This is a genomic window from Paenibacillus sp. 01T424 (assembly GCF_056398745.1).
This window is the reverse complement of the sequence record NZ_JBFTPZ010000002.1, coordinates 96,465-119,414: the sequence shown is the minus strand read 5'-3', so window position 1 is coordinate 119,414 and position 22,950 is coordinate 96,465. Positions and strand designations below refer to the sequence as shown.

16 protein-coding genes are annotated in these 22,950 nt (G+C 49.1%); all 16 read left to right on the top strand.

All coding sequences use genetic code 11. The features are described 5' to 3' along the window. The first annotated feature begins 238 nt into the window (after positions 1–238). The 16 genes from AC1DPK_RS02605 (at position 239) to AC1DPK_RS02530 (ending at position 22,909) form a co-directional block, all read left to right on the top strand. Positions 239–2,062 (top strand): sensor histidine kinase, encoded by a 1,824-nt coding sequence (locus AC1DPK_RS02605; protein ID WP_477509198.1) that lies wholly within the window; start codon positions 239–241, stop codon positions 2,060–2,062. Further along, positions 2,062–3,564 carry a response regulator transcription factor gene (locus AC1DPK_RS02600; RefSeq protein ID WP_477509197.1) on the top strand — a complete coding sequence of 501 codons (1,503 nt, stop codon included), beginning with the start codon at positions 2,062–2,064 and terminating at the stop codon, positions 3,562–3,564. Before AC1DPK_RS02605 ends, AC1DPK_RS02600 begins: the two co-directional genes overlap by 1 nt. A gap of 320 nt (positions 3,565–3,884) precedes the next feature. Continuing rightward, entirely contained in the window at positions 3,885–5,246 is a 1,362-nt protein-coding gene (locus AC1DPK_RS02595; protein ID WP_477509196.1) for an ABC transporter substrate-binding protein, read from the top strand. A gap of 91 nt (positions 5,247–5,337) precedes the next feature. Continuing rightward, positions 5,338–6,204, top strand: coding sequence for a carbohydrate ABC transporter permease (locus AC1DPK_RS02590; protein WP_430062355.1), 867 nt, complete (start codon positions 5,338–5,340; stop codon positions 6,202–6,204). Further along, on the top strand, positions 6,201–7,106 hold the full coding sequence (locus AC1DPK_RS02585; RefSeq protein WP_477509195.1) for a carbohydrate ABC transporter permease: 906 nt from the start codon (positions 6,201–6,203) through the stop codon (positions 7,104–7,106). The genes AC1DPK_RS02590 and AC1DPK_RS02585 overlap by 4 nt, the downstream gene beginning before the upstream one ends. 306 nt (positions 7,107–7,412) lie before the next feature. Further along, complete coding sequence (locus tag AC1DPK_RS02580; protein WP_477509194.1) at positions 7,413–8,597, top strand: Gfo/Idh/MocA family protein; 1,185 nt, start codon at positions 7,413–7,415, stop codon at positions 8,595–8,597. A gap of 104 nt (positions 8,598–8,701) precedes the next feature. Further along, on the top strand, positions 8,702–9,505 hold the full coding sequence (locus AC1DPK_RS02575) for a sugar phosphate isomerase/epimerase family protein (protein ID WP_477509193.1): 804 nt from the start codon (positions 8,702–8,704) through the stop codon (positions 9,503–9,505). A 34-nt stretch (positions 9,506–9,539) separates the two neighbouring features. Then, entirely contained in the window at positions 9,540–10,934 is a 1,395-nt protein-coding gene (locus AC1DPK_RS02570) for a sulfatase family protein (protein ID WP_477509192.1), read from the top strand. Continuing rightward, complete coding sequence (locus AC1DPK_RS02565) at positions 10,931–11,935, top strand: Gfo/Idh/MocA family protein (RefSeq protein ID WP_477509191.1); 1,005 nt, start codon at positions 10,931–10,933, stop codon at positions 11,933–11,935. Before AC1DPK_RS02570 ends, AC1DPK_RS02565 begins: the two co-directional genes overlap by 4 nt. A 31-nt stretch (positions 11,936–11,966) precedes the next feature. Continuing rightward, entirely contained in the window at positions 11,967–12,518 is a 552-nt protein-coding gene (gene cysC, locus AC1DPK_RS02560; protein ID WP_477509190.1) for an adenylyl-sulfate kinase, read from the top strand. A gap of 52 nt (positions 12,519–12,570) precedes the next feature. After that, positions 12,571–14,007 (top strand): sulfatase family protein, encoded by a 1,437-nt coding sequence (locus AC1DPK_RS02555; RefSeq protein ID WP_477509189.1) that lies wholly within the window; start codon positions 12,571–12,573, stop codon positions 14,005–14,007. 57 nt (positions 14,008–14,064) lie between these two features. Then, positions 14,065–14,979 (top strand): helix-turn-helix domain-containing protein, encoded by a 915-nt coding sequence (locus AC1DPK_RS02550; RefSeq protein ID WP_477509188.1) that lies wholly within the window; start codon positions 14,065–14,067, stop codon positions 14,977–14,979. Continuing rightward, on the top strand, positions 14,948–16,378 hold the full coding sequence (locus AC1DPK_RS02545; RefSeq protein WP_477509187.1) for a sulfatase family protein: 1,431 nt from the start codon (positions 14,948–14,950) through the stop codon (positions 16,376–16,378). Before AC1DPK_RS02550 ends, AC1DPK_RS02545 begins: the two co-directional genes overlap by 32 nt. 710 nt (positions 16,379–17,088) lie before the next feature. Next, the gene (locus AC1DPK_RS02540) at positions 17,089–19,392 is read left to right on the top strand and encodes a glycoside hydrolase family 95 protein (RefSeq protein ID WP_477509186.1); all 2,304 of its coding nucleotides are present in this window, start codon (positions 17,089–17,091) and stop codon (positions 19,390–19,392) included. Positions 19,393–19,632: 240 nt separating this feature from the next. Then, entirely contained in the window at positions 19,633–20,760 is a 1,128-nt protein-coding gene (locus AC1DPK_RS02535; RefSeq protein ID WP_477509185.1) for a glycoside hydrolase family 88 protein, read from the top strand. Next, positions 20,747–22,909 carry an alginate lyase family protein gene (locus AC1DPK_RS02530; protein ID WP_477509184.1) on the top strand — a complete coding sequence of 721 codons (2,163 nt, stop codon included), beginning with the start codon at positions 20,747–20,749 and terminating at the stop codon, positions 22,907–22,909. The genes AC1DPK_RS02535 and AC1DPK_RS02530 overlap by 14 nt, the downstream gene beginning before the upstream one ends. Positions 22,910–22,950 lie beyond the last annotated feature (41 nt).

Sequence of the window (22,950 nt, the reverse complement as noted above, 5' to 3'; positions counted from 1 at the left end):
GGAATAATAAGTTGATTATTTATTCATCTCAAATAGAATCATTGAAGGTAAACTAGCATGCGTGTCGAAAATAGAAGTTCACACTCCCCATCCTCATTTCCTCCTTATTATTTGCAGTCTCGCATTTGCAATACTATACATTAAACAAATTAAGTGTAAGGTTTATGTTCTTTGCTTTCATAGGTGGGATCATCCTCATGCAAAAATAAGAGGAAACATCTTTATATAAGGAGAAGCCATGATGAAAAATTGGAACGACTACTTGCTGAAGAGTAAAATGTTCATCGTCTTCTCCGCGGTATCGCTGTTCATCGTCATGCTGACCTGTATTATTTTCTACTATAAAAATGTAAACGATATTAAAAATCAAACGTTATCGCTTTCCGACACGATTTCTCGGCAGTTCAGCCGAACCTTTGAGCTTTATATACAGGATATGGAGAAACTCTCTGTGTCCATTATTGGCGATCCAATTATTCAAGAAAGTTTAATTGATCATTACGGAATCCCGGAAGCCGTCACGCAGAACCAAATTGAACTGACGATTAACAAAAGGTTGTTCACTCATCTTCAGCCACGCCCTCAGCTCCAGAGCATTTATATTTTCACCACGGACGACATCGCATATTTTGTATCGAAGGCGGGGGGACCTAAGATAAGCTTCGATCTTCAAAGCGAGAGCTGGTATCAGAATCGGCTGGATATGCCCGGAGTCAAATTTCTGCTTCTTCCTGTCACAATAGAGAATACGGGCGGTGATCGTGAAGCTCAGGTGATATCCTTCGTACGGAACATCAGCCGCATACCCTACCTTGATGTTTTGGGCTATATGAAAATTAATATTAACGTTAATGTCATCAAGGACATGCTCGTCAATTCCGACAGCAACGACGTTGAACGGAATATGAGAGCGTTCATCATTACCGATGAAGGCAGCGTCGTCTATGACGACAGGAATGAGCTGACGGGCACCAATGACACTGGAATTGATCTATCCATCTTCCAAAGCAATCATGAATCGAATGAGGTGGTGTGGAACGGCGTGAGCTATATCTATACAACGTCGAAATCCTCCTATACAAAATGGAATACATTGATTCTAATTCCGAACGAATTCCTGCTGTCCAAGCAGAAACATTCTACTTATATTCTTTTTCTCGTTGGCCTGCTCGCGATGGGTCTAATTGCCTTTGTGTCCTATGTGCTGTCTTATCAGATGACGCTTCCGCTCCGTAATTTGATGAAAAAGATGGCACGTGTCGAGCAGGGGGATTTAAGCCAGAGAATGGAGGTGACTGGCAACAATGAGATCGGCCGTCTGAGCCGTATCTACAACAACATGCTCGATAGTATTACACGCTTAATTAGCGAAGTGTACACATCCAAATTGGCGGAGAAGAATGCGCAGCTATCGGCACTGCAGGCGCAGATCAACCCTCATTTTTTGTATAACACGCTTAACATTATGAAGTCTATCAGCAGGGTTCGAGGCATCGAAGAGGTTGCAGAAATGGCAGAATCGCTGGCTGAGCTGTTCAAATACAGTATGACAAATCTTCATCATCCTATCCCGCTGCATGACGAGATGGAGCATATAAGCAATTACATGAATATTCAGCAGCATCGATTCGGCAATCGATTTGAGTTCAATATGGAAGTGCCGGAAGCGCTGCTGCAAGCATCGGTGCTGAAGCTTACCGTTCAGCCGCTAATTGAGAACGCAATCGTTCACGGACTGAGCAAGGTCAAGTCAGGCGGTCGAATCGACATCGCTGTTAAGAGGCTTGGCAGTGAACTGATTATCGAAGTGTCCGACAACGGCTGTGGTATTGAAGAGGAACGCATCCACATGCTGCGCCGAAGGTTGGAGAGAGTACAGGCGGTGGACGCTTACGACGAGGAGGGGCAGGGGATAGGCCTGTCCAATATCGCACAGCGAATCAAGCTGTTCCACGGTAACAAATATGGCGTTGAGCTGATAAGTTCCCCTGACCGCGGAACGACGGTTAGGTTGACGTTCCCGTATGAACAATTCGTCAAGGTGAAGGGAGAGGCCGACTGATGAATATATTTTTGGTAGAAGACGAGCGGTGGGCGCTTGCGGAGCTCGAGGCCCTCTTTAAGCGATACGAGTCGCAGCATCGTGTGCTTGCGTTCGAGAACGGGGAAGATGCGCTGGAAGCAGCGAAATCCGTAGTCCCGCATCTCGTGTTGACCGACATTACAATGCCGGGCATTGACGGTGTGGAGCTGCTGGCTGAGCTTGGCCGCAGCCATCCGGACGTCAAAGGTATTATTCTCAGTGTCCATGACGATTTTGCTTATGCACAGCGAGGAATGCAAACTGGCGTGACGGACTACTTGCTGAAGCCTGTTAAGAAAGAGACCCTTTACAAGGCGGTAGACCGCTTGCTTGCGCGCATTGAAGACGAGTCACGCAGCCGGAGCGACCGTGTTGCGTGGTCACTTCTGCAGCGGCTGCTGGCGGCGGATGCGATGGAGCATGTTAAGCCCGCCGATGCTGAGCAGCAGCGTATGTTCATGGTGCTGCTGCTTCTGGAGAACTGGGCATCGCCGCTTACTTGGAAGGATGCTGGGCTTGAGGCATCGGATATTCTCTCGCATTTCGGGAGCGTCTTGAACAAGGAGCGGGATAGTCATTGCATTACGATTGACGGCCGCCGCAGAGTTCTGCTGCTGCCCGCTGGGAATGAAGCATTTACGCAGTCGCTAAAGACAAAGCTTCAATCGCTCTTCCAATATGTGAACACCCATGGCATTCTTCTCCATGTGAGCTTCACATTAAAGAAAGAGAACGAGAGTCTGAATCGCAGCTTCATCCGCCTTGGAAAGCAGCTTGAAGAGCATTTGCGAATCGGCGAGCCGACCTTGGCATCACCGGATATGAAGCTGGCTGCGCCTGATATTTCTGAAATATGGGTAAAGGCGCGTGCACTGCAAGCACAGGTTAAAGCGGGCGATATGGCAAGAGGACGAGATACGATATCGCGTATCGTCAAGGGACTGCAGTACAAAGAGGTCACCCAAAAGCAGCTGGTGCAGTTTGCTAGCGATCTGTTTTATTCGTTGAAGTTCAATTTGCAAGCAGAATCATCGATTTTACTGCAGGAGGATATGAGCCTGCTGCACGAAGTGACCGACTATGAGCCAATCAAGGAATGGCTTACGGCAGCAGTATTCGGGATTGCAGGGAAACACACATCAAAGGAACAGAAGCCAAAAGGGCTCATTCCGGTGTTGATGAACTGGATTCATGCCAACTATCAAGGCGACCTTTCCCTTCAGCAGTTTGCTTCTGATCATCATGTCAGTCTTGGACATTTATCCAGATTGTTCAAAAGCCAAACTGGCTACACCTTCTCTGATTATGTGAGCGGCTACCGGATTAGCAAAGCAAAGGAGCTGCTAGCCGACGGCACGTCGCGTCCGTCTGAAGTCGGCGAGCTGGTAGGTTACGACGATGCCAAACATTTCTCTCATTTGTTTAAGAGAATAACAGGCGAAACACCGACCGCCTTCGCAAAACGCAAAATGAGCGAATGATCCAAGTGCAAGCAAGCAGTTAGATGATATGCGGGCGATGCACTCTCGCAAGCTGGATGTCTCCTAGCCCGTACCACTTCCTGTTGTTAAAAGGAAAAATTCCCCCCTTAAAATAGCAAATGAGCAGGTATTCATCAAAAACATAAACCCTTAGACTGAAAATACGAGGGAACCCGGGCCCTTGGAACGGAAGCTCGCTCTTTATGGAAGCGTATTCATCACATTGTAACTTACAGCATCAGTGATGCAAAAAAGAGGCAACGATGGACGGCTGCCGAAAGGAGCAAGGGTCCATGCCTACAAAGGGAGGCTGCAGAACGATGAAACGAACGACTAGCCAAACACTCGCATTTATGACAAGCGTGATGATGATCTTGTTGCTGCTCGCTGGATGCGGCAGCAGCAACAACACCCCCTCTGCGACGAAGAACAACACCGGCGCTACGAACGGGAAAACGGACACGACAAGCGAACCTGCAGCGAAAACGACCTTAACGCTGATGGTAGGCAATTCAGGCACAACGCTCGAAGCGCTCAAGGCTGTTGCCACTGAAGCAGAGAAAAAGCTGAATATCACCATTGAGTATGACATCAAACCGGATGGCACGGAAGGCGACAACCTCGTCAAGACGCGTCTAGCAACAGGAGATATGTCCGACCTTCTCGTTTATAATACGGGCTCGCTGCTGAAGGCAGTTAATCCGGTGGATAACTTTCTCGACCTGACGAATGAATCGTTTATGGCGGACGTGCTTGATTCCTTCAAAACGGTCGTTACGGTCGATGGCAAGGTGTACGGTGCGCCCGTCGGATCAAGCTCCGCAGGTGCGATACTTTACAACAAGAAGGTGTACGGTGAGCTCGGATTAACTGTCCCGCAAACATGGACCGAATTCATGGCGAACAATGAGAAGATCAAAGCTGCGGGCAAAACCGCTGTTATTGCGTCCTACAAGGATACTTGGACGTCCCAGCTGTTTGTTCTCGGTGATTACTACAACCTGCAGGCGCAGGTTCCGAATTTCGCAGACGATTACACGAACAACAAGGCGAAGTACGCAACGACACCAGCGGCACTGCGCAGCTTCGAAAAGACGGAGGAACCGTTTAAAGCTGGTTACATGAATAAGGACTTCCTAGCTACAACGTATGACGTTGCTTTGAAAATGCTTGCCGATGGCACAGGTGTACACTATCCGATGCTGACTAGCGCACTTGATTCCATCTTGCAAAATAGCCCAGACAAGATCAATGACATCGGCGTTTTCCCAATACCGAGCGACAGCGCAGACGTCAACGGACTGACGGTATGGATGCCGAGCGGTCTGTATATCAACAAGAACAGCAAGAAAGTAGAAGCCGCCAAGAAGTTCGCGGAATATTTCGTGTCTAAGGAAGGCCAAGACATATTTGCCTCCAAAGTCAAAGCGGCAGGCCCCAATGTGATTAAAGGAATTGAGCTCCCTGACGATGCTTACGAGGGTGTCAAAGAAATGCAGAAATACTTCGATGAAGGCAAGACGGCACCTGCGCTGGAGTTCGTATCGCCGGTCAAAGGCCCGAACCTTGAGAACCTCACTGTCGCTGTTGGCAGCGGCATCACCTCCGCGCAGAAGGGCGCCGAGGATTATGACAAAGACGTACTGAAACAAGCGCAGCAGTTAAATCTACCGGGCTGGTAGAACGCCCGCCGCATGCGGGAATTCTAGTTGAAGACGGGGCTTCGCACAAAACGCTGCGGAGTCCGTTTTCTCCGGAAAGAAGGGGAGAGCCATGACCAAGCTGACGATTCGGACTTACTCTTATTTATTTCTTATTCCCGCATTTCTGATCTACTTCGTCTTTTACTTGCTGCCAACGGTATTATCGCTCTTCTTCAGTATGACGCGTTGGACGCTCACCGATTGGAATTACATCGGCTTCGACAACTATGTCACTTTTTTCTCAGAGACGGCGCTCAGCATCGGCTTCAGAAACACGTTAATTTATGCGGTTGTAACCTGCGGCCTCAAGGTCATCCTTGGCCTATTGCTTGGTGCGTTTCTCACTTCTAGCGTTTTATTTAAAAACTATTTGCGTTCTGTTATTTTCTTCCCAACACTGCTTAGCACGATCGCGGTCGGAATCGCCTTCTCCATTATGATGCATCCTTCGCAAGGGCTGATTAATACAAGTCTGGCTGTATTTGGTATTGACGGACCCGATTGGCTTGGCAATACAAAGATTGCGCTGTTGTCTGTTGCCTTAGTAGACGTATGGAAAGGTATAGGCGTTGCTACCGTTATTTATATCGCAGGCATTTCAGCCATTCCAGGCGAATATTACGAAGCGCTCAAAATCGATGGCGGGAGCAGCATGAACGCATTCAGGTATATTACCGTTCCCTTAAGCAGACCGGCGATGAATTCGGTCATTATACTCTCATTCATCGGAGGGCTCCGTTCCTTCGACCTGATCTGGGCCATGACGAAGGGGGGGCCGGGTTTCACGACCGACCTGATCGCCTCGATCATATACAAGCAGTATCAAGCGGGTTTTTATGGCCTAGCAACTGCGGGCAACGTCATCTTGTTTGTCGGTGTGTCACTGCTGGCGTTTCCTTTGTATAAGTACCTGACGAAAAGTGAGGTGCACTTATGAGCAACGAAATGAGCCGAGTGATGAATAAAGGCGTGGGCAAACCGCTGAACCGCGGCGAAAACAGGGGGATAAGCAGCGCAGCTAAGAGGATTATCGTTGCCGCGTTCTCGCTGGTGCTCAGCACCGCCATTTTTTGGATTCCGTTTTATTTTGTCATTATCAACTCCTTTAAAAATCAAGCTGAATCTGCACTTATGAATATGTCGTGGCCGAAATCATTTCATATTTTGGAAAATTACAGGGATGTGTTGACTGCTGCCGATCATATGCTTGTCCGCGCTTTTTATAACAGCATGCTGCTTACGGTATTATCGATCACTGTACTGATCATCGTCAGCGCGATGGCCGGATTTGTACTGCATCGCAGAGAAGGGGGGCGCTTTTCTTCCTTCTTAAACTTTCTAGTTTTGGCAGGTTTGATGATTCCGCCCGCGATCGTGCCTACAATCTGGGTACTCGACTCGATCGGCCTGTTTAAGACGCTGGCAGGCATCACTTTCGTGGAGGTTGCGCTGCACTTTCCGTTTGCAGCTATTTTGTACAAAGCGTTTGTGGCAACGCTGCCTCGTGAAATTGATGAGAGCGCCTTGATTGACGGCGCGGGCGGCGGGCGGCTGTTTTTTAGTATTATTTTTCCTCTGCTAAAGCCCGTTACTTCAACCATCATTGTGCTGGAATCGATAAACGTATTTAATGACTTTGTTAATCCGCTTTACTTCTTCCCAGGCTCCTCCAATGCGACGGTGCAATTGACGCTGTACAACTTCATGAGCCGGTTCACTACATCGTGGAATTTATTATTTGCCGATATTGTTCTGATCTCTATTCCGATGCTGATTCTGTTTATTTTCTTTAACAAAAAAATTGTAGCAGGCATGACAGCAGGCGCTATTAAGGGATAATCATGCATGGACTGCACCGCGTGAGCACAACAGAAATTCATTGTAAGGTAATTGATTTTGTCCTCATTCAGAGAGCCGCAGTCATTAGGATTGCGGTTTTTTTAGGATGCTTGGGGTGAATCGGTCGCTGCAAATTTCACTTCGTGAGAACGTTGATCGACCTAAGCTTACCAGCTGTCTGATGTAGATCCTAAATTGAGCCTCTCCTTTTTTAAAAGCAGTCTCGATCGGAAAGGTTTTTGTCCCGAACCGCCATGATTTGGACAGAAGGAGACAGTATGATGAACTTATAAAGCGTTTACAACTATGACGGCTTGGCGATTAGGCTATCGATATGATCTAGGAAATTCATTATCCAAATCAGAGGACGAAAGGAAGTTGAATATGGCGGTCAAAATCGGAATTGTAGGCATGAACGGGATCGGCAACAACCATGCGAATTGTTACAAGGAGGATGAACTGGCTGATGTCGTTGCGGTGTGCGATGTCATTAAGGAACGCGCCGACGCAGCTGCAGAGAAGCACGGTGTAAAGGCGTACTATACGCTTAAGGACATGATCGAGAACGAGCCTGATATTCAGGTGATCGATGTGACGACAGGCGGCATTGACAACGGCAGCTGGCATTTTGAACCGGCGATGGAAGCGATGTCTTACGGAAAGCACGTGCTCGTGGAGAAGCCGCTGTGCAACGATGTGCGTGAAGGCCGCGAGATGGTGGCATTTGCTGAGAAGCAGAAGGTGTATCTAGGCTGCAACCTGAACCATTATTTTACGCCGCCGGCGGAGAAGGCGAAGCAATATATGGAGAGCGGAGAGGTGGGCGAATTAATTTATTGTCTGGCTAAAATGGGCTTCAACGGCGGCGAGCTCAACTATGCGCTTGCCAGCTCGGATAAAGTGAAAGGCCACCCATACTTCCATATGCGGGCGTTCCTGACCCACCCATTCAGTGTTATGCGCCATTTCTGCGGTGATATTACGCACATCCAGACATTCTCCGACCGACCAGGCTTCCGCCGGAGCGCAGGCGATGTTATGGTGTCCATCAACAGTATCCATATGAAGTTCGCAAACGGTGCAGTTGGCTACCTATTGAGTCAGCGCGGCGATGCGGTCTATGGACTAGGCGGCTGGTGGAGTCTTGAGGTTGGGGGCTCGAAGGGGACATTCACCATTGAGAACTGCGTCGAGAAAGTATCGTTCTGGAAAGCAGACAAAGGCATTCCAGCGATCAGCGTTCCGATTGAGCCTGAAGTGACGGATTTCGGAACAAATGATTTCAACCGGACATTCAACCATCGTCTGCATGCATTTCTGGAGGATGTTGACAACAAGGTGTCTCCGGATGCGCTGCGCGCCAGCGGACGCGATGCGCTTGCTGTGCTGGAGTATGTGCATGCCGTACAGGAATCGTATGAACGTGGGGGAGAGGTCGTTCGTCCTCAGCCGCTGCCGCCGCTGCACGGTGATCCGTTTTATCTGAAATAATCTCAGTAAGATAGCTACTTTGTTGCTTGCGATTTCTATGTAGGTATTGCAGGAACATGAACTAATACATGTTTTACTAATCCATTATTCAGGAGGGCTCATTCATGATTAAACTGGGTGTCAATTCCGTACTGTTCAAAGAGTTCGACTTCGCTGAAGCGGCGAAGCATATTGCGGCATGCGGCTACGATGGTGTAGAGATTGCCGCTATTCAAGGCATGTGCGAGCATCTGGATCTCAGCCGCTGGAAGCAGCAGAAGAGTGAGCTGCAGGCGATTGTGCAGGAAAACGGCCTAACGTTTCTATCGACTGAGGTGGCATCGCTCAATGAGGAGCGGCTGCTCCCAGCGTTCGAAGCTGCCGCTGAAATTGGTATTCCAATCGTAAACGTTGGTCCTGGCGGAAAGCTGGGAGTCGAAGAAGACCTGCAGGCATCTATCGAGATGCTTGCGCGGATGGCAGAGAGAGCGGCTTCGTTTGGCATCACGCTCTGCGTCAAAGCACATGTCGGCAATGCCATTCACAATACGCCGACCACGCTGCGGGCGATGGAGTCGATCATCTCCCCAGCGTTCGGCATCGACATGGACCCGAGCCATATCCACCGTGCCGGCGAAAATGCGGAGAAGGCGCTGCCCGCTGTGCTTAGTCGCGTAAAGCATGTTCATATCCGTGACTGCAAAGGACGGGAGCAGGGACCTGGACCGATCATGCTTCAGGCGTGCGGACGGGGCGACATCGATCTATATGGCTACTGCAAAGCGATGGTGGATGGAGGTTACGACGGACCGGTCGTCGTTGAGGTCATTGGTGCTTCACCTGAGCATACGCTTGCGCAGGTATCCATCGTAGCCGCTGAGTCGTATGGCTATCTAAATGCGGTTCTTAAACAGCTGAACGCACGATAAAAGCATTATTTTCATCCAAAAGGAGGATTTCAAAATGACTAATAAGAAACCCAATATTCTATTGTTCGGCATAGATAGCCTTCGTCGGGATCATATGAGTGCGTATGGTTATTCGAGGCTGACTACTCCGCATCTGGATAAAATTGCTGCCGAGGGCGTTCTATACGAGAAACATTTCAGCCCGGGCATTCCGACAACGCCGGCTTATGCATCGATGCTGACGGGTATGGATGTGTTCGGAACCGACGTTGTGGCGCTGCGCCACGAAGGACCGCTTGGCAGTCACGTGAAGACGCTGCCTGAGCTGCTTGCGGAGAACGGCTATAACACATCATGTGTCGGTTTCTCGGGCAATCCATCATCGCGCGGTTTCCATACGTATCTCGATTATGAATCTTGGGTGCCTGACGAGTCGGGACGTACGCCTAAGGCGCAAAATCTAAACGATGTCGCTATTCCAGAGCTGGAGCGGCTGGCGGCAGAAGATAAGCCGTTCCTGCTGTTCATGCGGCATATGGATCCGCATTCACCATATTTGCCGCCTGCGCCGTTCGAGCGGATGTTCTACGGCAAGGACGAGAAGGACCCAGCCAACGACTCCATGGAGCCGGTTTATAATTTTAAGCCGTTCGCCGACTTCTTGAAGTCATGGATTCCGGAAGGCGTCACGGATGAAGCTTATGTTGGCGCGCAATATGATGGCGCAATCGCTTATATGGATGCTTGTATCCAAGGCATCTTCGAGAAGCTGAACGCACTGGGCTTAGAGGAAGAGACACTTGTCGTTATCACGTCGGATCATGGCGAGACGCTGTATGAGCACGACTGTTATTTTGATCATCACGGCCTCTATGACTGTACGCTTGTTGTGCCGCTTATTATTAAGTTTCCGGGACGTTTGCCTGCGGGAAAACGGGCTCAGGATGTGTCGGTCATCTCGGATATTATGCCAACGCTGCTGCAATTGATTGGCATCGACAGCGGCATTTCCTTCGACGGCCGCAGTCTGCTTGAGCCGGTTGTGAGCGAAGATTCAGAGCGGATAAGCGAGCTGTATCTGACGGAATGCACGTGGATGCGCAAGCACGGCTGGCGCACACCGGAATGGAAGCTGATCCGCTCGCTTGAGCCGGACTTCCATTTTAAGCCGGAGGTAGAGCTGTACAATCTGATCCAAGATCCAGAAGAAAACAACAATGTGGCAGAACTGCAGCCGGAAGTTGTGGCACTGCTTACGAAGCGGATGGAGGACCATATTGCAAAACGTGAAGAGCAGACGGGTCGTACGAATCCGATCTATACGAATCTGAATTGGCATGGCAAAGGCCAGACGTTCACCTCGTCTGAGCAGGCATACCAGTCACTGCATATCGGCAATATTATTGGCGCGCGCTCCCTTCAATCCAAGGAGGAGGCGGCATCCAAATGATTCGGGTTGCTGTCGTTGGTGTCAATCATATTGGGAAAATCCATTGCCGCGCTTATCGGCAGCATCCAGATACGGAGCTTGCGGCTGTCTGTGATCTGATGCCAGAACGCGCGGAGGCAGCTGGTCTTGAACATGGCGTTCCTGCGTATACCGACCTGAGAGAGCTGCTGGCTAAAGAACAGATCGATCTAGTCGTCGTAGCGACAGCGGGGGTTGAGAAGGGCAGTCACCATTTTGAACCCGCGATGATTGCGATCGATGCTGGCAAGGACGTCCATGTAGAAAAGCCGATTTCTAATCGAATTGAGGAAGCGAGGACGCTGGTTGCTGCCGCCCGGGAACGGGGCGTCCGGCTCGCTTGTAATTTGAATCATCGATTTACGCCGGCTGCTTACAAAGCGAAAGAGCTGGTGGAAGCTGGCAAGCTAGGCTCCCTTCTCTTTGTCAATATGCGGCTAACGATTCAGAATCCGCAGGAGGATACGGAATGGCTGCATATGCGTGCTCTGCATCCTCACTCCATCGATGTCATGCGGTATTTTGCCGGTGATATTAAGCGGGTTCAAGCGTTCATGACCAAGGCGCCGGGACGGCAGAGCTGGTCGACCGCATCCGTCAATGTGACGTTTGCTTCCGGCGCGGTTGGCCACTTGACCGGCAGCTACGACATGTCGATGCGGCATCCCATTGAATATTGCGAAGTCGCAGGTAATGAAGGCCGGTTTGTTATCGACAATGTGTATGAAAGCATGACGTATTATCCGCATCACTCCGACGAGCTGCTCGTTGTACGCAACTCGCTGTTTGGCGGGATGCAGGGCTTCAATGATACGTTTACCCATCGAATCAATCGATTCATCGAGCAGGTCAAAGCAGGCGATGCGCCGGAGAAGATCGAGGCGTCAGGAGCGGATGCGCTTGCCGCACAGGAAGTTATTGAAGCCGCAATTCGTTCGCATCAATCCGGTGGGATGCCCATTGACATACCTGCAATCGGATAAGCGACCGAACTTGGCGAGAGGAGAGGACAACATGGATAAACAACATGGCTCGGTTATATGGTTCATGGGCTTGTCGGGAGCAGGCAAGACGACAACGGCCAGGCATATTGCAGCAGAGCTGCTGCGGGAAGGGCGGCACGTGGAGCTGCTTGATGGCGATGAGCTTAGAGAAACGATTTGTAAAGGACTTGGATTCGCACGGGAGGATCGATTGGAAAATATAAAACGAATCGTCTACGTCGCTAAGCTTCTCTCTCGCAATAGCGTAGATGTGCTCGTCTCTGCCATCACACCTTATGAGGAAATGCGGGACTATGCCCGTTCGCAGCTGCCCGGATTTGTGGAAGTTTATGTGCAGTGCCCGCTCGGGGAGTGCGAGCGCCGTGATGTGAAAGGCTTGTATGCTAAAGCGAGAAACGGGGAATTGCACCATTTTACAGGCGTTTCCGATCCATTCGAGGTACCGCACTCGCCCGACATCATAATCGACACGGCTTCTGCTTCATTGCAGAATAACGGCGAAGCCGTAATGGGCTGGCTGCATGCCAATATGAGGTTCAAGCATGCGGCGCAGCGAGCATAACCCAAGAGGTGAATAAGGACCGGAATACCGGACTACCCGAAGGAGACATACAATGAAGATCATACTGATATCGCTGGATACGCTTCGTGCATCAAGGCTGAGCGGGTACGGCTATTCGAAGCCGACAAGCCCATATTTGGACCAGATTGCCGAGCAAGGTGTGCTGTTCGAGCGAGCTTATGCCGCAGACATTCCAACCGAAGTGGCGCATACCGGCATTTTTACAGGCAAAGTAGGGCTCACGACAGGGATTGTCTCCCATGGCTCAGAGCTGACGCATCTGCCCAAATCGACACCGTGGCTGCCAAACCTGCTGCGCGGCGCGGGCTTCACGACATCGGCGGTGGACAATTTGTACCAGCTTAAGGAATGGTTTGCCCGCGGCTATCGCTACTATACGAACAGCGTTGGCGGCAATCGCTGGATCGACGGCCGAACGGTCAACGATCTAGCTATGCCATGGCTGGCGGAGCATAAGGATGAATCGTTCTTTTTGTTTCTTCATTACTGGGATGCTCATACGCCTTATTTGCCGCCGGAATCCTATATTCCAGACTTTTATGAAGCGGGGCGTGATCCGTATGATCCGAACAACCGAAGCATGGAACCGGCTTACAATCATTCCGCCTATCCTTTCTTTAAGCACCACCATTACGATCTCGTTGGCCCAGTGACCGACAGCGCTTACTACGACGCGCTATATGATGCAGAAATCCGCTATCTTGACGATCGTTTGAAGGAACTCGACGCTCATCTGGAGAAGTTAGGTATCAAAGAGGATACGCTGCTCATTCTATTCGGAGATCATGGCGAAAGTCTGACGGAGCACGACATCTACTGGGATCACTGCGGCTTATACGAGCCGACTGTCCATGTGCCGATTATTATGCGATGGCCGGGTCGTATCCCAGAGGGGCGCAGGGTGYAAGGTCTCGTGCAGCAGGTTGACCTCATGCCGACAATACTGGAAGCGATACGCAGCGAGAAGCCAGAAGGTATCGAGCATATGAAAGTTGCAGACCCACCAGGCATGGACGGCCGAAGCTTATGGCCTTCTATTCTCAACTTGGCTGACGGAACGCACGATGCTGTCTACCTTAGTGAATGCGCGTGGCAAGCGGCACGCGGCATACGGACGGAGCGCTACAAGTTTATTCGCACGTACGACGCGGGGCCTTTTACTAGACCGCCTAGAGAGCTGTATGATCTGGATGCCGATCCAGAAGAGACGGTAAATCTTGCGGAGCGGGAGCCAGAGCTCGCCGATCAGCTGGAACGGCAGCTGGATAGTTGGGTGGAGGCGAAGCTGGGGGGACGCGAAGATCCGAAGGATCGGCAGCTTCGCGAGGCGGGACTTCCGTTCCGCAGACGCATTGAGCAGATTTTGGCGGAGTCAGGGATGACGTGGGACGAATGGTTTCAGGATCCGCGCCGTGAACGATTTGATCAAGCGACAGACGGGCTGCATGAACAGACCATCGGATCTTGATCCGATTACGAACCGAGGGGATGAAGGATGGGGCATATACTGGGAAGCAATAGTTACATGAAGGATGAATTCCCGTTCTGGATCAATCGGATGGTGCAAGCGTCTGTCTCTGAACACGGTCACGAGTTCATTGAGCTCGTCTTTGTGGTGCATGGACAGGGCGTTCATATCTTCCAAGGCAACCACTACAATATTCATGCGGGTGATGTGTTTATTATCAATCCCGGCGAGACGCATGCTTATTCCGTAGAGAGTGGCGGGAGTATGGAAATCATCAACTGTTTGTTTATGCCGTCCTTTATTCCCGATGCGCTGCTTCAGGAGCTGGAAATAACGGCATCGATGGACTACTTTTACGTGCATCCCTTCCTGAAGCAGGATGTCCGTTTCAACCATTATTTGAATCTGAACGGGCAAGAGGCGTCGTCCGTGCTGGCGCTGCTGGAGAATATGATCCGTGAGCTCAACAGCCGCGGCCCCGGCCACACGACGTTGATTCGCCTGCAGATGGTGGAGCTGCTCGTTCTGCTGTCTCGCTATTACGCCTATATGCAAAGCCATCGTATTCATAAATCCCCGCGGCAATCGGAACGAGTGATGATGGCTAGACGGATTTCCGGTTATCTCGAACGCCATTTTGACAAAAAAATTACGCTTCAAGCGTTGTCCGGCCTGTTTAATGTCAGCACAAGGCAGCTGAATCGGTTGGTGCGCGAGGAGTTTGGGAAAAGCGTATTCGACCTGCTGCACGAAATTCGTATTGAACGGGCGAAGCGGATGCTGCTGGAGTCCGACCAGAAGGTCATCTACATCGCGACCATGGTCGGCTACGACGATCCATCGTTTTTTAGCCGACTGTTCGTTCGTTATGCCGGCTGCTCGCCGCGCGAATATCGGACCGGTACAAAGGGTGTGCGAGAAGGAAAGGAGCTGAGCGCGCATGCCACACTCGATGAAAGAGTGGAGGCCTAACGTACTGCTGATTACGGCAGACCAATTACGAGAGGATTGCGTGGGCTTCAGCGGTAAATATCCCGTTCGCACACCACACATTGACCGTCTGTCTGAACAAGGAGTCTCCTTCTCCCACGCTTATTCCGTACTGCCGGTATGTGCACCGGCAAGGCAGTCGCTCCTGCGCGGCAGGAGGCCGGAAACATTTGGCGCTTTATGGAATTACAGCGGGGCGCTGCCTGTGGCTGCACTGCCGCCGGAGGACTATACATGGACGAGAGCACTTGCGGAGAGCGGTTATGCAACCGCATATTTGGGCAAATGGGGAGTCAATCCGGTGCACGGACCTGCGGCTTATGGTTTCGATTCATATGTCAGCGAAGCTGAATATCATGACTTTATCTCGCAAAAGCATCCGGACGTCCGATACGAGAATGGCTTCTTCGGCGAACAGAGTCCGCTCCCGCTAGAGGACGCAGAGACGCATTGGTTCGCCGCGCGTGCAAGTGAGACGCTGGAGCGGCTGCAAGGCGATGGTCGACCATGGCATATGGCGCTGCACTTCAGCGATCCCCACTTGCCTTGCCGACCTTCGCTTCCTTTTGCAGAGATGTATGATGCTGCGGACATCCCGGAGTGGGCAGGCTTCCGCGATACCTTTGCCGGAAAGCCGTACATTCAGCGCCAGCAGCTGGAGAGCTGGGGCGTTGCCGATTATGATTGGCAGGACTGGGCGCCGATCGTTGCCCGTTATTACGCCATCATTAGTCAGCTCGACGATGCAATTGGACGAGTGTTGGGGACGCTGGATCGGTTAGGTATGGCGGATAACACCATTGTGATCTTTACTGCAGATCACGGTGACATGTGCGGTTCCCACGGTATGATGGATAAGCACTACATCATGTACGACGATGTTGTTCGGGTGCCGCTGATCATTCGGATGCCGGGCGTCGTCGGGGACGTAGAAGTGGGCGGACGATGTGACCGATTTGTTTATAATTTTCTAGATTTGCCGCCGACGCTTTTGGAGCTTCTCAATCTGCAAACTTGTGAGCCTGGGGATTTGCAGGGGCGCTCACTTGTGCCACTGCTGGCTGGGGAGGAGCCTGCCGATTGGCGGGATGCCGTTGTATCCACTTATAACGGCCAACAGTTCGGACTTTACACGCAGCGGATGATTCGCACGGCAGAATGGAAGTACGTTTGGAATTTAACAGACGTAGATGAGCTGTATGACATGGGTAATGATCCTGGAGAACTGGTTAATGTGAGTGGGAAGTCAGAGAACGCAGAGCTGCTTACCGTGCTTAGGAGACGGCTGTATGAGCAGTTGTCCGTGGACGGTGATGCGATCGTCGCCAACGAATGGACGAAACGTCAGCTGTTGCAAGGTACAAAGTTGGGCGGGATATGAAAAGGATTGCTGAATTCTTTTGCACCACGTTTTGGAAACGATATGATTGATACGATGTTATTTAAGTAGCACAGGGCTTGAAATCCTGCTTTAGGAGCGAAGACGCCCGAGACGGTGGGTCTTGCGATGGTATTTCAATTGAATTAGCTTCTGCTAAAGTCAATTGAAATAGCAATCTTCAAACTTAAAATAAGGAATAGAAGAATTTTCTTATGACATAGCTCGCGCATGGCTGACCGTCGAAGGAACGGAAGGTGGCGGGGGCTTTTTGTTATTAAAAATCCAGTGCTTTTTGGAGTCCTTCGACATGTTTTCATTGTGTTGAAAATACATTGGTCCTCCATGAGTCTGAAAAATCAATGATTTCTACGCTTATCCCCTTTTTTTTCTCCACCTCCTCCGCGAAAATCGAAGGCAGAACCGCTGCCACTAAACAAAAAAAGATGATGTTTGAAAAGGCACTGTAGTATTTAAAACAAAGCAAGGAATTGAATTGCATTGACATAAAGATTCAGACAGTCAAATAGTCAAAATCTTACTTGCCCAAAGTCAGTATCGCTCCTTTGAATTGTCCTTGTTTGCTCTATAGTGGAATGATGACTGTTGTATATTTCAGCATTATTAACGTTTTAAGTTCCTTGGATAATAAATTGCTAGATATTTTAGTTACCAGCATAGCGTTCTAAAGGACTAATTTGGAGTGAGAAAATATGGGGATTAACAATGACAGATTGATAGAGAAACGGCCTGCTAATGTTTGGACTGAGGCATTTCCAATCGGCAATGGACGCTTGGGCGGCATGGTATTCGGTGGGATTCAATCCGAGAGAATTCAATTAAATGAAGACTCCATCTGGTATGGAGGACCGATAGGCAATGATAATCCAGCATCCATTGGAAAGCTGCAGGAAATTAGAAGCTTATTGCTGGAAGGAGAACCGCAGGAAGCAGAAAGATTAGCGTTGCTGCATATGACCAATGCGCCACATTATTTTGGCCCGTATCATCCGCTTGGTGATTTAACCATTAAGATGGAAGGTCATCACAACGCTTCGGATTATCAGCGAGAGTTGAATCTTCATTCTGGAATCAACTTTATTGAGTATAAGTCTGAAACTATGCACTATCGGCGGGAGGTCTTCTCTAGTGCAGCAGACCAAGTATTCATTATCCGTCTGACTGCTTCGCAGCAGGCTGCTCTTACTTTAACTGCCCGTTTGAGTCGAAGGCCATTTGAGGGGGAAGTTGGCAGTGAGGCAGATGGTACTCTGACAATGAAAGGACAATGTGGGCCAGGTGGCGTTCATTACGCAGCTGTATTACGAGCAGTCGTGGATGGGGGCAAGATACAGACGGTTGGGAACTATTTAGATATCCGTCATGCGAGTTCAGTTACTTTAATATTAGCCGCACAGACCTCGTTTAGGTGCATTGATCCGTGCATAGAGGCGCTCAAACAGGTGGAGCAGGCAGCTTCTTTGCCATATGCAGAGCTTAGGAATAGGCATGTTCAAAACCATAGTCGTTTATTCGATAGAGTTTCACTAACATTAGGCTCTGCTGATGAGAATAATCTTGAGCTTGAAAAAAAAACTACCTCTGAGCGGCTGTTGCATTATCAGCAGGGTGATATAGATTTAGGTCTTGAAGCGTTGTTCTATCATTACGGACGTTATTTGCTAATGGCAAGCTCAAGACCCGGCAGCCTGCCGGCTAATCTACAGGGAATATGGAATGAAAGCTTCACACCTCCTTGGGAATCAGACTTCCATCTGAATATCAATTTGCAAATGAATTACTGGATCGCGGAAGCGGGTAATTTGGCTGAATGTCATGAGCCGCTGTTCGATCTCATTGATCGGCTGGTGGTTAACGGACGAGAAACGGCACGCAAATTATACGGTGCAAGAGGTTTTGTAGCACATTCTGTAACCAATCTGTGGGCGGAAACAGGGATATTTTGCGCGTGGGCGCCAGCAATTTTTTGGCCATCAGGAGGTGCGTGGCTTGCCCTTCATTTATGGGAGCATTACAGATACAACAGTAACGTATCGTTTCTACGTGAACGAGCTTATCCAGTGCTGAAGGAGGCCTCGCTATTTTTCCTCGATTATCTGATCGAGGATGATAAAGGCAGGCTTATAACCGCACCATCCCTTTCTCCAGAGAACAGTTATGTATCAGAAAGCGGTGCAATCGGGTCGTTATGCGTTGGTCCTTCGATGGACTCTCAGATTTTGTACGCGTTATTTACAGCCTGTATAGAGTCAGCAAAAATTGTTGATCTTGATCCACTGCTTCAAGTGGAATGGAAGGAAGCTCGGAGCAGACTCCCTAAGCCGGAGATTGGCCAGTACGGTCAGATTATGGAATGGGCTGTCGACTATGAGGAAGCTGAGCCTGGACATCGGCACATTTCACATCTATTTGCTCTACATCCGGGGGAGCAAATTTTGGCTCATCGAATGCCGGAATTAGGAGAAGGCGCACGGCGTACCCTCGAGCGGAGATTGGCGCATGGAGGCGGACATACAGGATGGAGTCAGGCCTGGATTGCGAATTTTTGGGCGAGGTTAGGTGATCGCGACAAATCCCATAACAGCTTGCAAGATTTGTTGCGTAAAGCCGTTCATCCTAATTTATTCGGAGATCATCCGCCATTTCAGATTGACGCTAATTTTGGAGGGGCAGCGGCAATACAAGAAATGCTGCTGCAATCGCACGGAGGCGAGCTGCTTTTTCTGCCCGCACTTCCTCCCGCATGGTCATCCGGCCGTATTACAGGCTTGCGGGCAAGGGGCGGGTTCACGGTTGATATCGAATGGTTGGATGGAAAGCTAAAGGAAGCCAAGATTCGTACTGAGATCGGCGGGAAGCTTGCTATTTATAGCAAGGTACAACTTGAAATTCGTAATCTGGCAAATAAACTTATAATGGCTGAATGGTCGGATTGCACCTATCAATTTCTGATGCCACCCGAAACCATGTATGTTGTTAAGCCGGCAACAGAGTGACACTTATAATTGGTAGACGGAGTCTTGATTCAAGTGAGACTAACATCAAAGAAGAGGTTTCCAAGTCTTAAACGAGGCTTGGACAACCTCTTTTTGTATTTTAATCATAGATCAAACGAAGTTTTTGAAAAAAGTCAAAATAATGCACATTCCTGCAAAAATTCATTCTCATTAGACGATCATTCTTTCGTTATGATTGAGCGTAACTAATAAAATGTTGAATGAAGGGGGCCTTGCATCGTGTGGAAAACGGCTATTGATGATGCTATTGCAAAGACGCTAAAAAATATAGAAAGATTTGAGGGGAAATTCCCTCATGTCAGCAGCAATGGAACCTATGAATTGAATGAAAATAATGATTGGACCAATGGCTTTTGGAGCGGGATGCTGTGGTTATGCTACGAATATACACAAGACGAACGGTTTCGGAATGCGGCGGATCAGACGGTTACAAGTTTTCATCAACGTTTGAAGAATCACGTTGTGCTCGATCATCATGATATCGGTTTTTTATACTCACTGTCCTCCAAAGCACAATGGATCGTGGAGAAGGATGAAGTAGCCCGACAATTAACGCTGCAAGCAGCGGATTTGCTAATGAACCGGTGGTGTGAACCTGGCGGCTATATTCAAGCTTGGGGACAAAAGGGAGATGCTAAAGAGGGCGGCCGAATCATCATCGATTGTCTGTTAAACCTTCCACTCTTGTATTGGGCGAGCGAACAGACAGGAAATCCATCCTATATGGAAGCAGCTCGTATACAAGCAGAAAAATCAAGGCGTTACCTAGTAAGAGGGGATGACAGCTCCTATCATACGTTCTTCTTTCAGCCAGAAACGGGTGAACCGATCGGAGGGGCGACGCATCAAGGGTATACGAATGGTTCAACTTGGACAAGGGGACAAGCGTGGGGGGTATATGGATTCGCACTCTCATATCGCTACACTAAGGATAAAAAGTTCCTCGAAGCTTCAAAGCGACTTGCCCGTTATTTCCTTGAGCATTTGCCAGACGACCATGTAGCCTACTGGGACTTCAATGCTCCCATTGAGAGAGATACTTACAGAGACAGCTCGGCCTCTGCGATTGTAGCTGCGGGATTATTAGAGCTCCTATCCCTCATGGAGCAGCAAGACCCTGAACGTCTTTATTTCCAAGAGCATCTTGAGAAATCAATGACCTCACTCGTTCAGAAATACGCGACGATTGGGGAAAAAGACGCAGAGGGACTGCTTAAGCATGGATCATATTATGTGCACGGAGGATTGTCGCCAGATGACTATATGATCTGGGGAGATTATTACTATCTGGAAGCGCTAATGAGGCTTGAGAAGGGTATCGGGGGTTATTGGTATGAAGGCAAATAACCAAGCTCAGTATGAAGAGCGCCTATTTGACCTATTAAACCTAGAGTATGAAGGGTTAGAAGTGGTAAAGAAGGCCAGCCTTCAAAATCAGCTTAATGATGCATTTGCAGTGCTAAAGCAATATTTTATAGAGCGAACTTCTCCTAGGATGTATTTGCAAAAGAAAGAAATACAACAGGTTTGCGACTATGTGCATGTACATTGTTCAGAAGAAGTGCAGGAAGTGCTGCAAACAGCTGATGAGGTCGTATCGCAAACCTTCCTATTCCGCTTTCAGTGGGATATGGAACGTACCCGTGTTCCTGTAGGCTTTGAGCGGCTAATCGATTGGAATCACATTCAAGATAGTGATGTGGAATGGGCCTACATGCTTAATCGACACCGATACTGGGTTGCACTTGGACAAGCCTATCAGCTTACTGGAGATGAGAAATACGCGAGCACCTTCTGTCTACAATTAGAGGATTGGATTGATCGAAATCCCGTTCCTTCTGCGCAGACTAGGAATACGTTAACTTGGCGCTCTATTGAGGCGGGACTACGCTGCAGCAACTGGATCAAGGCACTGCCTTATTTAATCGAAAGCCAAGTTATGACGCCGCGTCTATTTGCAAAGATGTTAGTCTCCCTCCATGAGCATGCAGATTATTTAGCTTCATCATTCACAGGCTGGAGTAATATTAGCAACTGGGGAGTTATTGAAACGAGTGGATTATTTCAAATGTCCGTATTCGTTCCAGAATTTAAGCGAACACTTCACTGGCAGCAGCTAACGGGTGAGAGGCTGAGAGAAACGTCACGACTGCAAGTGATGAATGACGGCATTCACTGGGAGCAGTCCCCCACATATCATCATGAGGTGCTGAACTGCTTCCTAGACATGATGACTCTGGCTCAAAAAAATAAATTGACCATGGAAGCTAGTTTTACTCGTTCGGTAAAGAGCATGGCTGCTGCCTCTCTCTACTGGGCAAGACCGGATCATAGACAGGTGATGCTTGGTGATAGCGATAATAATGATATTCGGTCAGTTATGACGGCTGCTGCGATTATTTTCAAAGACCCCATGTTTCGGTTTGCTGGATGGGAGAAGGTCGATTTTGATCAAGCTTGGAACTTCGGGCCTGAAGGTATTGGCTATTATGAAGATTGCCCCGTTCAAATACCGCCGCAGCAATCTTATGCATTTGAACACTCAGGGCATTATGTAATGCGCTCTGGCTGGGAAGAACAAGCGTTGTATCTCTATTTCCGCTGTGGTCCTCTTGGAGGAGGACATGGGCACGCGGATATGCTTCATATCGATATTCATGCGTACGGCAAGGATCTGCTTACGGATCTAGGGAGATACAACTACTCTTATCATACGCCGCTGCGGAAGCAGCTTAAACATTGCAGCTCCCATAATACAACGGTAGTTGATGATATTGAATTTACGGAAGTTATAGATACATGGAAATTTGGGCGAATAGCTTCAAGAACAGGCACGGAGTGGATTTCGGAGCTGAATTTTGATTACGTTAGCGGGAGCCACGATGGATACATTCATTTGGATGATTCTGTCTACCCAAGCAGGAGCATCATCTTTGTAAAACCATATTTTTGGCTTGTGGTGGATTGCTTTAAAAGCCAGAATGAACATACGTTTAAGCAGTTTTTTCATTTTGCTCCTGGACAACTGAGCTTATCGCAGGAGACGGGTATTTGTCACACGACAAATGAGAATGATGCAAATCTTTGCATTATTCCGATCCAGACTGCTGGACTTAAGGCTGAGCAGAGCGAGGGTGTTATTTCTTATGAATATAATCTAGTGGAGCCTAACCAATATGTGACCTACGAGAGAACTGGTTCAGGTACCACATCGATGATGCAGGTGCTTTACCCTTTACGCGCGGGAGAAACAAGCATTCCTATCGTTGAAAAAGTTCCAGTCTACCTATATACTGGTGAGTTGGCAGAGGACAACAGCGTAGAAGCATGCCGGATTGTGATTCCGCATTCAACAGAGCAATATATCATTGTTGTATGCCATAGGGCTCCATCCTCTCATATTGATTCATACATGGTTGACGGCACACAGATTTTTGGCGAAGTGGTGTTAATATCCTTGAAAGATAAGGTCAAGGAGATTACCGTTATAAAATAAAGCCTGAAACGCGAAAAAAGGCGATAAGCTACCCTGCTGCA